This is a genomic window from Streptomyces sp. NPDC091972, from assembly GCF_044756385.1.
Taxonomy (GTDB): Bacteria; Actinomycetota; Actinomycetes; order Streptomycetales; family Streptomycetaceae; genus Streptomyces.
In genome coordinates this window covers 508071-520975 of record NZ_JBIVSV010000003.1, presented here as the reverse complement: position 1 = coordinate 520975, position 12905 = coordinate 508071, and the positions used below count along the sequence as shown (strand labels likewise).

General features: G+C 72.3%; 12 protein-coding genes. 4 read left to right on the top strand and 8 right to left on the bottom strand.

Features of this window, described 5'->3' with window-relative positions; translation table 11 throughout:
* Positions 1 to 117: 117 nt before the first annotated feature.
* From ACIQJT_RS11435 to ACIQJT_RS11425, 3 genes are all read right to left on the bottom strand, one after another.
* Positions 118 to 1080, bottom strand: a complete 963-nt coding sequence (locus tag ACIQJT_RS11435; RefSeq protein WP_402642215.1) for an SMP-30/gluconolactonase/LRE family protein — start codon at positions 1078 to 1080, stop codon at positions 118 to 120.
* Between the two features lie 28 nt (positions 1081 to 1108).
* Positions 1109 to 1396, bottom strand: coding sequence for an ArsR/SmtB family transcription factor (locus tag ACIQJT_RS11430; protein WP_402642213.1), 288 nt, complete (start codon positions 1394 to 1396; stop codon positions 1109 to 1111).
* Positions 1397 to 1610: 214 nt separating this feature from the next.
* The gene (locus tag ACIQJT_RS11425) at positions 1611 to 3632 is read right to left on the bottom strand and encodes a beta-galactosidase (RefSeq protein ID WP_402642210.1); all 2022 of its coding nucleotides are present in this window, start codon (positions 3630 to 3632) and stop codon (positions 1611 to 1613) included.
* Positions 3633 to 3832: 200 nt separating this feature from the next.
* Here ACIQJT_RS11425 and ACIQJT_RS11420 point away from each other — a divergent pair, with 200 nt between their 5' ends.
* The 4 genes from ACIQJT_RS11420 to ACIQJT_RS11405 all read left to right on the top strand — a co-directional run bounded on the left by ACIQJT_RS11420 (position 3833) and on the right by ACIQJT_RS11405 (position 7551).
* Positions 3833 to 4864, top strand: a complete 1032-nt coding sequence (locus ACIQJT_RS11420) for a LacI family DNA-binding transcriptional regulator (protein WP_402642207.1) — start codon at positions 3833 to 3835, stop codon at positions 4862 to 4864.
* 697 nt (positions 4865 to 5561) lie between these two features.
* Positions 5562 to 5912, top strand: a complete 351-nt coding sequence (locus ACIQJT_RS11415) for a VOC family protein (RefSeq protein ID WP_020138451.1) — start codon at positions 5562 to 5564, stop codon at positions 5910 to 5912.
* Positions 5913 to 5977: 65 nt separating this feature from the next.
* The gene (locus ACIQJT_RS11410) at positions 5978 to 6367 is read left to right on the top strand and encodes a MarR family transcriptional regulator (protein ID WP_365449144.1); all 390 of its coding nucleotides are present in this window, start codon (positions 5978 to 5980) and stop codon (positions 6365 to 6367) included.
* Positions 6368 to 6564: 197 nt separating this feature from the next.
* Positions 6565 to 7551, top strand: coding sequence for an AraC family transcriptional regulator (locus ACIQJT_RS11405; protein WP_402642203.1), 987 nt, complete (start codon positions 6565 to 6567; stop codon positions 7549 to 7551).
* 267 nt (positions 7552 to 7818) lie between these two features.
* Here the strand turns inward: ACIQJT_RS11405 and ACIQJT_RS11400 are convergent, their stop codons facing one another.
* From ACIQJT_RS11400 to ACIQJT_RS11380, 5 genes are all read right to left on the bottom strand, one after another.
* Positions 7819 to 8214, bottom strand: a complete 396-nt coding sequence (locus ACIQJT_RS11400) for an SseB family protein (protein ID WP_402642201.1) — start codon at positions 8212 to 8214, stop codon at positions 7819 to 7821.
* A 116-nt stretch (positions 8215 to 8330) separates the two neighbouring features.
* Positions 8331 to 9149: a hypothetical protein gene (locus ACIQJT_RS11395; RefSeq protein WP_402642199.1), complete on the bottom strand. Its 819-nt coding sequence runs from the start codon at positions 9147 to 9149 to the stop codon at positions 8331 to 8333.
* A 236-nt stretch (positions 9150 to 9385) separates the two neighbouring features.
* Positions 9386 to 9928 carry a cysteine hydrolase family protein gene (locus ACIQJT_RS11390; protein ID WP_402642197.1) on the bottom strand — a complete coding sequence of 181 codons (543 nt, stop codon included), beginning with the start codon at positions 9926 to 9928 and terminating at the stop codon, positions 9386 to 9388.
* Positions 9925 to 11421 carry a purine-cytosine permease family protein gene (locus tag ACIQJT_RS11385; RefSeq protein ID WP_402642195.1) on the bottom strand — a complete coding sequence of 499 codons (1497 nt, stop codon included), beginning with the start codon at positions 11419 to 11421 and terminating at the stop codon, positions 9925 to 9927. The genes ACIQJT_RS11390 and ACIQJT_RS11385 overlap by 4 nt, the downstream gene beginning before the upstream one ends.
* A gap of 407 nt (positions 11422 to 11828) precedes the next feature.
* Positions 11829 to 12827, bottom strand: coding sequence for an aldo/keto reductase family protein (locus tag ACIQJT_RS11380; protein ID WP_402642192.1), 999 nt, complete (start codon positions 12825 to 12827; stop codon positions 11829 to 11831).
* Positions 12828 to 12905: the final 78 nt, after the last annotated feature.

Below are 12905 nucleotides of genomic sequence, written 5' to 3'. Positions count from 1 at the left end.
GGCCCCACCGCCGTGCCGCGAGGGTGATCGCGACCGGGGACCAGCGTAACGCCGGGGCGCGACCGGGGTCACTTCGCGGCGGGCGGCTCGCACAGCGCGATGCCGCGCTCCCAGGGGTCACTTCGCGGCGGGCGGCTCGCACAGCGCGATGCCGCGCTCCCAGAGGCTGCCGAGGACCAGGTGGCCGGAGGCCTCGCAGACGCTGGTGACCATGCGGAAGCGGGACCCGCGGCGGGCGAGGTGGTGGACGATCTCGCCGGTGTCGTCGACGGCGAGGACACCGATGCCGCCCGTGGGCCGGTAGGGGGCGTGCACGGCGACGCGGGCGGCGGCTCGGCGGACGGGCGCCGCGGCGCGGTGCAGGAGGTCGAGCGGGGGGATGCGGGGGCCGGCCAGCGAGACCCAGACGGGCCCGTCGGGTCCGCCGCGCCAGATGTTGTCGGGCATGCCGGGGAGGTTCTCGGTGTGGGGTTCGGCGCGCCCGGCCCGCGGTCCGTCGAGCCGGTAGCGGGTGAGCCGGCGGGCCCCGGTCTCGGCCACGACCAGGAAGGATTCGTCGGCGCTCACGGCCAGGCCGTTGGCGAACCGGAGCCCCTCCAGCAGGACCTCGGGGGTGTCGTCGCCGGGTGCCAGGCGCAGCAGGCGGCCGGTCCCGGTGTCCTCGACGATGTCGCCGATCCAGTGGTCGAGGGGGTAACGGCGGCTGGAGACGGTGAAGTACACGCTGCCGTCGGACAGGGCGACCACATTGCTGGCGAACCGCAGCGGCTCCCCCGCCACCTCGTCGGCGATCACCCGCACGGTGCCGTCGGCGAGGTCGACGCCCAGCAGTCCGCGTTCCGCGTCGCACACCAACAGGGTCTCGTCCGGGAGGAGTTCGAGACCGAGTGGGCGGCCGCCGGTGTCGGCGAGCACCTCGACCCGGGCGGCGAGCGGTTCGGTCAGTCCGTCGACGCGCAGGATGCGTCCGTCCGCCACTCCGGTGAGCACCCGGCCGCGGGCGTCGGCGACGACGTCCTCGGGACCGTGGCCGCCGATCGCGACGTAGTGGCGGGGCGTCAGTGCGGTGGGACGGTCCATCGGGTGCCTGCCCTTCCGGCGTGGATCGCTACCAGCCCTTCTCGAACATGCGCGCCACCTCGGCGATGCGCATCTCGTCGCGACGGTAGTACGTGCGCCACCGGATCCTCCTGGTGCGCAGCAGGCCGATGTCCACGAGGAGGCCCAGGTGGGTCTCCGCGACCGAGCGCGGGACGCCGAGTTTGCCCGCGACCGCGTCGGCGGTGACTCCGTCCTGGGCGGGATCGCCGTGCCGCTGCGCCGGGAAGTGCGCGGCCGGGTCCTTCAGCCACTCCAGGATGTCCAGGCGCCCGTGGTCGGCCGGAGTCCTCAGCATCTCGTCCCCTCCGCCCCTCCTTCTGCGTCTGTCCACTGTCCCGCAGTCGAAGCCGCCCTGTCCCCGAGTCGCCGAGCTTGTCCGAGATCGTGCTCCTCGGTGGCGGAGCGCCGTTCGGCGACACGGCGGCCAACGGGCAAAAGTGCGCGGCCCAGGGGGAGTTGGGGCCCCCTCCGCCCGCGGCTCGTGGTCTCGCGGGCGGAGGGGAGTCGGTTCAGCCGTCGAGCCGTACGACCCGGACGGCGCCCGCGGGGACGGCGAGGCGGCCCGCGGCACGTTCGCCGGTCAGCAGTTCGGTGCCCGCCGCGTCCAGGGGCACCTTGGCCTCCGACGCGGCGTGGTTGACCACGAAGACGTAGGAGCCGGTCTCCCCGTCCCGCCGGACCACCTCGACATCGTGGGGCAGGTCGGCGCGCGCGGGGAGCTGTGCGTCCTCGGCGGCCCAGCCGAGCAGCGCGTCGAGGCCCTGGGCGGCCAGGCGCGTGGAGACGTACCAGGCGGTGCCCGCGCCGTGCCGGTGCCGGGTGACGGCCGGACGGCCGGCGGCCAGGCCGTCCGCGTACGTCCACACGGTGTCGGCCCCGCGCGGCACCACGAACTCGGTCCACACGTCGCCGGTGAGCTCGGAGCCGTCCGGCCCGGTGATACGCACCGACTGGTCCGGCAGCAGCGGCGAGAACTCCTCGACGGTCAGGCCGAGGACGTCCCTGAGCGCGCCCGGGTAGGCGCCCGGGTGGACGGCGTCGTGCTCGTCGACGATGCCGGAGAAGTACGACACGACGAGGGTTCCGCCGTTCTCGACGTACTCCCTGAGGTTGGTCCCGGCGGCCTCCGTCATGAGGTAAAGGGCGGGGACGACGACAAGGGGATAAGCCGACAAGTCGGCTTCCGGGTGCGCGAAGTCGACCGTGAGGTGGCGGTCGTAGAGGGCCTCGTAGAAGGAGTCGGCGCGCTCGCGCGCGTCGTGGTCCGCGCTGGGGCGCCAGTCGAGGTTCTGCGCCCACCAGGAGTGCCAGTCCCACAGCACCGCCACGTCCGCCCGGGTGCGGGTGCCGCGGATCGAGCTCAACGAGTCGAGGCAGGCGCCCAGTTCGACGACCTCGCGCCAGACGCGGGTGTCGGTGCCGCCGTGCGGGACCATCGCCGAGTGGAACTTCTCGGCGCCGCGCCGGGACTGGCGCCACTGGAAGAACATGGCGCCCTCGGAGCCGCGGGCCACGTGCGCGAGGGAGTTGCGGGCCATCTGGCCGGGGGCCTTGGCGGGGTTGCGGGGCTGCCAGTTGACGCCGGAGGTGGAGTGCTCCAGGAGGATCCAGGGGGCGCCGCCCGCGACCGAGCGGGTGAGGTCGGCGGCCATCGCGAGGTTGACGTGGGTGCGGCGGCCGTCGGTGATCAGGTAGTGGTCGTTGGTGACGATGTCGACCTCGCGGCCCCAGGCCCAGTAGTCGACGGAGTCGCACTGGCTGAGCGCGGTCATGAAGTTGGTGGTGACCGGGACGCCCGGGGAGAGCCGGTGCAGGATGTCCCGCTCGGCCACGAAGTTCTCGCGCATGGTGGCGTCGGCGAACCGCTTGTAGTCCAGCGCCTGGCCGGGGTTGCCGACGGTGGCCGCGGTGCGCGGCGGGTCGATCTGCGCGAGGCTCGTGTAGTGCTGGCCCCAGAAGGCGGTCCCCCAGGCCTCGTTGACGCCCTCGACCCCGCCGTACGTCGTCTCGAGCCAGCGGCGGAAGTGGGCGGCGCAGGAGTCGCAGTAGCAGGCGGACACGGGGACGCCGTACTCGTTGTGCACGTGCCACATCGCGAGGGCCGGGTGGTCGGCGTAGCGCTCGGCGAGCCGGGTGGTGATGTTCGCGGCGGCCGCGCGGTAGGCGCTGTTGCTGTGGCAGATGGCCCCTCGGGAGCCGAACGCGAGCCGGTTGCCGTCGGCCGTCATGGGCAGGGCGTCGGGGTGAGCGCGGTAGAACCAGGCGGGCGGGACGACCGTGGGCGTACCGAGGTCGACGCGGACGCCGTTCTCGTGCAGGAGGTCGAGGACCCGGTCCAGCCACCCGAAGTCGTACACGCCCGGCTCCGGCTCCAGGAGCGCCCAGGAGAAGATCCCGACGCTGACCATGGTGACGCCGGCCTCGCGCATCAGCCGGACGTCCTCGTCCCAGACGCTCTCGGGCCACTGCTCCGGGTTGTAGTCCCCGCCGAAGGCGAGCCCGGTGAGGCCCCTGGGGGTGATCTCCGGCATGGTCTCTCCCGTTTCGAGTGGTATGGGAACGTGCACACACGGTTCCAGACGTGTGCGGCCCAAGATAACCGCACGAAGGCGCCCCTTGCCAAGGGCCTGGCGACGCGCCCTCCCTGTGCACGATCCCAGTTCGCCCGCATCCCCTCGGTGCCGTGCCGCCGTACGGGCGCCCTCTCCCGCCCCCCCAGGGCCTTAGAGTCTTGACCATGAACAATGCGGGGGGCCGGCGTAGACCGCCGACGATCCACGACGTGGCCCGCGAGGCCGGGGTCTCGCGGGGCACCGTCTCGCGTGTGCTCAACGGCGGACACTACGTCAGCCCGCCCGCCCTGGAGGCGGTCAACGCCGCCATCCGCAAGACCGGGTACGTCGTCAACCGGCACGCCCGCTCACTGATCACCGGCCGCTCCGACTCGGTCGGCTTCCTGCTCACGGAGCCCCAGGAGCGGTTCTTCGAGGACCCCAACTTCAACGTGCTGCTGCGCGGCTGCACCCAGGCACTGGCCGCCCACGACATCCCGCTGCTGCTGATGCTGGCGGGAACCGAGGACGAGCGGCGCCGCATCAAGCGGTTCATCACGGCGGGCCACCTCGACGGTGTCCTCCTGGTGACCAGCCACTCCGCCGACCCCGTGGCCGAGGAGCTGCACAAGGCGGGTGTGCCCGTGGTCCAGTGCGGCAAGCCCATGCGGCCCGGCTCGAAGGTGAGCTACGTGGCCGCGGACGACCGCGACGGCGCCCGCGACATGGTCCGCCACCTGCTGTCGCTGGGCCGGCGCCGGATCGGCATCGTGACCGGCCCGCCGGACTCGCCCGGCGGGGTCGACCGGCTCGCCGGCTACAAGGAGGTCCTCACGGAGTCCGGCATCGAGATCGACGAGCGGCTCGTCGTCTCCGGCGACTACAGCCGGGCCGCCGGGGAGGCCGGCGCCGAACGGCTGCTCGCCCAGGCCCCCGACCTGGACGCCGTGTTCGTCGCCTCCGACCTCATGGCCCTCGGCGCCCTGACCGCCCTGCGCCGGGCGGAGCGCCGGATCCCCGAGGACGTGGCCGTGGGCGGCTTCGACGACTCCATCGCGGCCACGGAGGCCACCCCACCGCTCACCACCATCCGCCAGCCCTACGACCGCATCAGCGCCGAGATGGTCCGACTGCTCCTGGCCCAACTGGGCGGCGAGGACCCGGCGGCGGTGATCTTGCCGACGGAACTGGTGCGGCGGGAGTCGACCTGAGCGGGGGGCGGGGCGCGGGGGGGGCTCTTTGACGGCAGGCGGCACAGGGCTCTTTGACGGCAGGCGGCGCAAGACGCCAGGCTCAAGGCCGAGCGGGGTGGTCCTGAGCCCGCGTCCAGGTCGGGCCGGTCGCTGTCGGAGGGTTCACCGTGTCCGGCGAACCGGTCGGCGGCTGGATGCGTGAGGTGCCTGCACGGCGAACTTGCCGAGGGGCTGGTGCGGAGCGGGGCGACCTGAGCCGGGAGTTCAAGGCAGGTCGGCGGCGCGCGCCACAGGACAGTCGGTGCCGCCCCCCGGCAGGGAGCGGTAGTCGAGGCTTCGGCGGCAGCGCCTCCGCCGACAACGCCGTTATGGCGGAAGTCGAGGGAGGCGCGGCAGTCGGCCCTGCCCGTCGGCGGTGCGCTCACGCTGCTCGTCGAGCCGCGTCCAGGCACCACCGACGTCGACCGGAGAGGACGGACCGCTGATCCCGTCCGGCCCAGCGTCGGTCCGTTCGCGCAGCTCGGATGACCCGGGCAGCGGACCTGCCCCGTACGGGCGGCAGCACGCCGATCCCATCCCGCCGCACCACCACGCCACCGCACCGCACCGCACGGCACCGCACCGATCAGGATCGGAGAAGCGTCCCTCCCCTCCCCCGGCCTAGCGTGAAATCACCGACGCGGATCGTCGGGGACATCACACGGAGGAGCACACCATGACTGCCGGCCTGAAGACGATCATCTACCCGGTCAAGGACCTGGCCGCCGCGAAGGCCCTGTTCGGCGCGCTGCTGGGCGTGGAGCCGTATGCCGACGAGCCCTACTACGTCGGCTTCAAGGACGCGGGGCAGGACGTCGGACTGGACCCGAACGGGCACGCCAGGGGCATGACCGGCCCGGTTCCCTACTGGCACGTCGACGACATCCGCGCCACGCTCGCGGCGCTGGTGGCGGCCGGGGCGGAGACGCTCCAGGACGTCCAGGACGTGGGCGGCGGCAAGCTGATCGCCTTCGTCAAGGACGCCGACGGCAACCTGGTGGGGATCACCCAGGACCCGCAGGCCTGACCTTTCCTTGCACACGCACTAGTTGCACAGGCAACAACCGGCCGGAACGGTGTTACCGTGCATGTATGGCGGCGAACACGGTCGGAACCGGCCTCGAGGAGCAGTGGCGGGACATCCTGTCGGTGCACGCGCGCACGATGTGCGAGATCGACCGCGTGCTGCACCCGCACGGCCTGGGCGCGAGTGATTTCGAGGTGCTCGACATCCTCGCCACCGAGTCGCCCCGGGAGGGCGACCAGTGCCGGGTGCAGAACCTCGTCGGACGGGTGCATCTGAGCCAGAGCGCACTCTCCCGCCTGATCGGCCGTCTGGAGAAGGACGGCCTGGTGGAGCGGTCCGTGTGCGCTGAGGACCGGCGGGGCGTGTGGGTGTCCCTCACCCGCAAGGGCCGTGACCTGCACTCCGAGGTACTGCCGCTCCAGCGCGAGGTGTTGGCGAAGATGCTCGACGGCTAGCGCGACCTGTCGCGCGGATGCGTGAAGAGGAGAGCACGCCGGGGGTCGTCGAGCGCGAGATCACGGCTTCGTGCCCCCCACCCCCCCACCCCCCGGAAGAGCGCTGTGAAATCCGTGTCGGCCCTGGCAGGGCATGACCGGCCGTCCCCGGGTCATGCTGAACAGCAGACGCCGAGCGGGGAGGGGGCTGACGCGCCTTGGCCGGGGAAGAGGAGCGGGTCGCCGAGTTCAACAGCTACGCGACGACTTCGCTGGAGGAGGCGCACGACGCGATCGCGGCCCACTACTACGACCTGCGTCTCGAAGTCACCGGTCGGCGCGCGGAGTTCGCGACCACTCTCAGCGTCGTCGACCTGGGCGCGCTCGTCGTGGGCGACGTCCGCTTCGGCACCGAGATGCGGATGAGCTTCGGCGAGCCGGGCGTGTACCACGTCGCCGTGCCCTTCGGCGGCCGCTTCAGCGTCCAGGAGGGGCACGGGGGCGTGGAGTTCGCGACCGAGCGGCGGGCGGTGGTCTTCGATCCGGCCCAGGACATCCACATCGACACCTGGTCCGCCGACTGCCAGGCACTCACCGTGAAGATCGACAAGGCGGCGGTGCTCCGGCAACTGGAAGTGCTGCTGGGTCGGTCGGTGCGGCGCCCGCCGCGCTTCGAGCCGTACATGGACGTCTCGCGGGGACCGGGGCTGAGCTGGATGCGCCTCGCGCTGTGGAACCTGCGGGAGCGGGACGTGCCGCTCGGGCTGCTGAGCCATCCGATGATCCGCGGTCGTCTCGAACAGACCCTCCTGGAGGGGATGCTGCTCGCCACCGACCACACGTTCCGCGCCGCGCTGGACGCCCCTCCCCCGCCCATGCGCCCGGCGTCGGTGAAGCGGGTCATGGACGCCGTGCAGGAGCTGCCCGCCGAGCCGTACGACGCGAACCGGCTCGCGGCCATCGGACAGGTCAGTCTGCGCACCCTGCAGGAAGCTTTCCGCAAGTACGTCGGCATGTCGCCCATGGCGTACGTCCAGGAGGTGCGGCTCCAGCGCGTCCACCGGCAGCTGCGGGCGGCGACACCCGGGACGACGACCGTGACGGACGTGGCGCACGCGTGGGGGTTCGTCCACCTGGGCCGGTTCGCGCGGCGGTACCGGCAGCGCTTCGGGGAGTCCCCGTCGCAGACACTGCGCGCCGTGTGAGCCGTCGCGACCGCCGATCCGCCGCGTTTTGCGGACACGCGCCACGCATTCCGGAGCGACGGCCCGCCGGATCGGTCCTATCGTCGGGTCACGGCGATCGTACGGCGCGCCGGGGATGAGCAGGGTCGGCGCCGCTCATCCTCGTTCACGCCTGCGAGAACCCGTGGTGCGGCAGCGGGAGCAGGTCGCACCCCTTCGCGGGCCCGGCCGCTCCCCCCTCCGTCGCACGTGGTGGCCGGGCCCCACCGTGTGAGCCCGGCGTCCGGTTCAGCCCTGCGGCCGCGCAAGCAGCGTGCGCACGCCCTCGGACGTGAGCGTCAGCGGGTGCGTGGAGCTGGCGTCGATGGAGAGCGAGAGGTCGCCGTCCGGCCACTGCGCGGCGAGCGCGCCCAGCGGCACCAGGCGATAACGGGAGACGAACGGCAGCAGCTCGGCCATCTCCGTCTCGGAGGTGAACACCGGCACCACGGGAGCGCCGTCCTGCTGCTCCAGCACGGGCAGCGCCACGGTCGTGTCCTCGTCCGCGGCGTCGTCGGGCACCGGAATGAGCACGTCACTGGTCGCGAGCGTGTTCAGCGCCGTCGCGTCCTCGGTGTTCTGCGTCAGCGCGTCCAGCGCCCGCTGAGCCGGAGTGGCGTTGTGGTCGTTTGCGGGTGTGTCCATGGCAGATCCCCTGGTAGCGGCGGTCGTGCGTCGCGTCCGCGGACATGATCGCCCGGGGCACGGTTCTGCTCGCGTACCCGAGGGTGCCGGGGCCATGCGTTGAGGACCTCAGGGAATCAGCGCGATGTGTTCCGAGCGCAGGCCGAGGGCGTCGCACCCGACCCGGCGCACGAGAGGACAGATGCAGCGCTGCCGCCGTCGCGCGCGTGGCGGGAGCCGGCCGTGCGGAACACGATGCCCTGGAGGACGTCCCAGGCCATGCGCCCGGCGTTGAGAAAGGTCAGGGCGAGCCGGTTGTCCTCGGCCGTGGTGAACGGAGCCTCACCGCTCACGTCGCGGCGGCAGGCGTCCATGCAGTCCTCGGCGGTCTGCCTCAGACAGGCCTCGGCCGTCCGGACCACGCCGAGCGCCTCGCCGAGGTGGCGCTGGTAGTCGTGCAGGTCGGCGTGGGTGCGATCGGGTTCCAGGAGCAGGGACCTGCCGGCGACGATCCGGGCGTCCTCGTCGGCGGCGTACACGGTGCCGATCATGACGGCGGCCGGCTCGCCCTGGAAGAAGCTGGGCGCCCGGCCCGCGTACATCGGGTTGCCGTGCGGCTGGGAACCGACGCTGCCGCCCTCCACCGGCAGGTCCAGCAGGCTCGTCTCGTGCGTGAAGTGGACGACGTGGCCTGGGACGTCTGCCCGTGCCACGCCTACGGGGGCGACCGTGGAGGTGGCTATGAAGTCGCCTTCCGGGGCGAGGAGTTCGTCCTGGGCCTGCTCTCCGAGGACCGTGCAGACCTGGAGGACATGGGCCGCGGTCAGGGACAGGGCCCAGCCGGTGGAGGGGCAGCCGCGGGCGATCTCGACGACGACGCGGTAGAAGACGGGCAGGCCGAACTCGTGGCCGCCGTAACGGCGCGGCTGGAGGATCCGGTGGAAGCCGGCGTCCATGAAGTCGTCGCGGGTGGCCTCGGGGTAGTGCGTGAGCCGCTCGGTCTCCGCCTGGCGCGCGAGCAGCGCGGGCCTCAGGCCACGGCCCGTTCGATGAACTTCCGCTTGGTGGGCCGGGTTCGGGCACGGCCGCCACGCTGCCTCCTGACGTGGGGGGCTGTCCTGCCGTGCTGCGCTACCGGCAATGCAACACGGCCGAGCACCGCCCGGTACCGACCGGATATCGCCAAGTGCCGTCAGGTGCCGATCAGTTGGTCCACGGTGACGATCCGGATCAGCGGCCCGTACAGCTCCATGGCGGCCAGCGCCCTGGTGTGCGAGTCGTCGTCGGCCCCGGCGCAGGCGTCGGACACCACCAGGGTCTCGACGCCCGCGTCGGCGGCGGCGAGGGCTGTGGACAGGACGCAGCAGTCGATGCTCACACCGGCCAGGACCAGACGGCCCTCGGGGCCGACCCGGGCGGCGAGTTCGGGGGTCCACTTGCCGAAGGTGGTCGCGTCCATGATGTGCGGTGCCCGGTCGGCGAAGCCGTCGGTGAGGTGCCACAGCGGCGCGGTCGGCGGCTGGAGGGCGAAGGGCCACTGCGCGTAGTAGGCACGCCAGGCTCCGGTGGGCTCGGCGGGGGCGAGGAAGCGGGTGAATGTGACCCGTTCGGCGAAGGCCGGCAGCAGTCGTCGTACGCCTGCCGCCGCCTCGGCGTAACGCGGGGCGGCCCAGGGGCTGTCGGGCTCGGCGAAGACGCGCTGCATGTCGATGACGGCGAGCCACCCCGGCGTCATACGGCGCCCTCCTGTGCCCGCACCCGGCCGCGGCCGAGGACCAGGGTGCCGAGGAAGCCGAGCGCGAGTGCGGCCAGCACGCCCAGGTTGGCGTACGCCCAGGCGCCGGACGTGCCGCCGAGGCCGAACGGGTCGAGGAGGTAGCCCTGCCAGTCCAGCCAGCTCGCGGCCGAGTTGGTGACCAGGCCCCAGCCGAGGGCGGTGGCGAGGACCGTGAGGATCAGCGGGACGGGCGGTACGTCTCCGTAGCGGCCGCCGGGGCGGTAGAGGTCGGTCTCGTCGTAGTCGCGGCGTCGCAGGAGCAGGTCGGCGAGCATGATGCCGCACCAGGCGGCGATGGGGACGCCGAGAGTGGTGAGGAAACCCATGAACTGGCCGAGGAAGTCGTCGGCGAAGAACACGATGTAGACGGAGCCCGCGATCATCAGGACGCCGTCGACGAGCGCCGCCAGGGGGCGCGGGATCCGGATGCCCGCCGACAGCAGGGCGAGACCCGAGGAGTAGATGTCCAGGACCGCGCCGCCGACCAGGCCGAGGACGGCGACGACGGCGAAGGGCACCAGGAACCAGGTGGGCAGGATCGTGGTGAGCGCGCCGATCGGGTCGGCGGCGACGGCGTCGTCGAGCTTGCTGGACGAGCCGGCCAGCAGCAGTCCGAAGACCAGCAGGAGCAGGGGGGCCACCGACGCGCCGAAGGTGGTCCAGCCGACCACGCCCCGGCTCGACGAACTGCGGGGCAGATAGCGGGAGTAGTCGGCGGCGGCGTTGACCCAGCCGAGGCCGAAGCCGGTCATCATGAAGACGAGGGCGCCGATGAACTCCTGGGCGGAGCCGGCCGGGAGGGCGCTGACGGTGCTCCAGTGGATGTGGTCGGCGACCAGCCCGACGTACACGACGGTCAGGACGCCCGTCACCACGGTGATCACGGTCTGCAACCGCATGATCAGGTCGAAGCCCATGACGCCGCCGACGACGGTGAGCCCAGCGACCACGACCAGCGCGATCACCTGGGTCTCCGTCCCGCCGCCCCAGCCGAGCCGTCCGAAGACGGTCGCGGTGGCCAGGGTGGCGAGGGCGCACAGCACGGTCTCCCAGCCGACGGTGAGCATCCAGGACACGACCGAGGGCAGGCGGTTGCCGCGCACCCCGTAGGCGGCGCGGCTGAGCACCATGGTCGGCGCGGAGCCCCGCTTTCCGGCGACCGCGACGAACCCGCAGAGCAGGAACGAGAAGACGATCCCGATCACTCCGGCGACCAGGGCCTGCCAGAAGGAGATCCCGAAGCCGAGCGCGAAGGAGCCGTAACTCAGGCCGAGGATGGACACGTTGGCGCCGAACCACGGCCAGAACAGGGTGCTGGGGGTGCCCTTGCGCTCGGCGTCACCGATCACGTCCAGTCCGTGTGTCTCCACCTGGAGCTGCCGGGCGGTGGATCTGGTGGCGGTGGGTCCGTCGTCGAGGGACCCGTCGGGGGCCCCAGAGGAGTGCGTCATCGTCCACCTGCCTGTTCAGACGTGTTGGGGCGACGGTAGGCAGGGGGTGCGGCCGCGTCAATCGGGCGAGGGAGGCGTCGCTTCGGCCGGACGTCGATCACCCTTCCGCCGACCGCGGGCGCGCCGGCCCGAGCCGGGGCCGTGTGCGGGTCGGGCCGGCGGTCGCGTTCCGGGTGCCGCCTGGACCGGGCGGCCTGTGCGGGCGAGGTGGAGGTGGCTGAGGACGCCACCGTCACCCCCGGCTTCGTACGAGGCGCACCCGGCCAGGGAATCCTCGGCTCTGACCACGCGGTGGCGGTGTCGGTGTCGGTGAGGTGCGTGGCTCGGAGCAGTCCGGCGGTGTGCTGCCCTCGGTAGAGCGAGCGGCGGCCACCGCCGGGTGCGAGGAGTGGCCCGGCCGTGCGGGGTCAGCGGTGTTTGACGCCTGCCTGGGCGCCGGGGGCGAGGGTGGGTTCGGTGACGGGGACGTCGCCGAGGGCCCGGTCGACGGCCGCGAGCAGGTCGTCCGACAGCTCGACACCGGACGCGGCGGCGTTGGCGCGGACCTGTTCCGGTCGTGAGGCGCCGGTGATCGCGGAGGCGACCTCGCCGCGGCGCAGCACCCAGGCGAGCGCGAGGGTGGGCATGCTCATCCCGGCCTCCTCGGCGATCGGGACGAGACGCTGGACCGCTTCCAGGATGGCGTCGCTGTAGACCAGGTCCTGGGAGACCGCCATGTCGGCGGACGCGAACCGGCTTCCCTCCGGCACGGGCTGCCCGGGCTTGTACTTGCCGGTGAGCACGCCCTGCGCCAGCGGCGACCACACGATCTGGGAGATGCCGTTGGCCGCGCACAGTCCGAACACCTCGGCCTCCGGGGCCTGCCACAGCATGGAGTACTGCGGCTGGGAGGAGACGAACAAGTCGGGGCCGGCGAGGTCGATTGCCGCCTTGATCTGCTCCGGGGTCCACTCGCTGAAGCCGATGTAACGGGCCTTGCCCTGCTGGACGACCTTCTGGAACGCCTCGACGGTGTCCTCGACCGGCACCGTGGTGTCGAAGCGGTGCGCCTGGTAGAGGTCGACGTGATCGGTCCTCAGCCGGGTGAGGGAGGCGTCGATCTGCTGGGCGATATGGGCCGGGGACAGGCCCCGGTCGGCCGGGTCGTCCGACATCGGGAAGTAGACCTTGGTGGCCAGGACGTACGAGTCCCGCGGGTGGGCGGACAGGATCTCGCCCCAGGCGGTCTCGGCGGCGCCCCGGCCGTAGGCGTTGGCGGTGTCGAAGAAGTTGATGCCGACGTCGAACGCGGCCTCGGTGCAGGCGCGGGTGGCGTCCGCCTCGACACCGCCGGAGTAGGTGAGCCAGGATCCGAGCGAGATCTCCGAGACGTTCAGGTCCGAGCTGCCGAGTGTGCGGTACCGCATGGTTGTCGCTCCTTGTTTCGGGCCGGCCACCGGCTTGGGGCGGGTGGCGCACCTGCTGTCCACGCTGCTGTCCACGCG

Bases quoted from the DNA above. Each gene is read 5' to 3' on its own strand.
- ACIQJT_RS11435 (WP_402642215.1), bottom strand. From the start codon at position 1,080: ATGGACCGTCCCACCGCACTGACGCCCCGCCACTACGTCGCGATCGGC.
- ACIQJT_RS11430 (WP_402642213.1), bottom strand. From the start codon at position 1,396: ATGCTGAGGACTCCGGCCGACCACGGGCGCCTGGACATCCTGGAGTGG.
- ACIQJT_RS11425 (WP_402642210.1), bottom strand. From the start codon at position 3,632: ATGCCGGAGATCACCCCCAGGGGCCTCACCGGGCTCGCCTTCGGCGGG.
- ACIQJT_RS11415 (WP_020138451.1), top strand. From the start codon at position 5,562: ATGACTGCCGGCCTGAAGACGATCATCTACCCGGTCAAGGACCTGGCC.
- ACIQJT_RS11410 (WP_365449144.1), top strand. From the start codon at position 5,978: ATGGCGGCGAACACGGTCGGAACCGGCCTCGAGGAGCAGTGGCGGGAC.
- ACIQJT_RS11400 (WP_402642201.1), bottom strand. From the start codon at position 8,214: ATGGACACACCCGCAAACGACCACAACGCCACTCCGGCTCAGCGGGCG.
- ACIQJT_RS11395 (WP_402642199.1), bottom strand. From the start codon at position 9,149: ATGGACGCCGGCTTCCACCGGATCCTCCAGCCGCGCCGTTACGGCGGC.
- ACIQJT_RS11390 (WP_402642197.1), bottom strand. From the start codon at position 9,928: ATGACGCCGGGGTGGCTCGCCGTCATCGACATGCAGCGCGTCTTCGCC.
- ACIQJT_RS11385 (WP_402642195.1), bottom strand. From the start codon at position 11,421: ATGACGCACTCCTCTGGGGCCCCCGACGGGTCCCTCGACGACGGACCC.
- ACIQJT_RS11380 (WP_402642192.1), bottom strand. From the start codon at position 12,827: ATGCGGTACCGCACACTCGGCAGCTCGGACCTGAACGTCTCGGAGATC.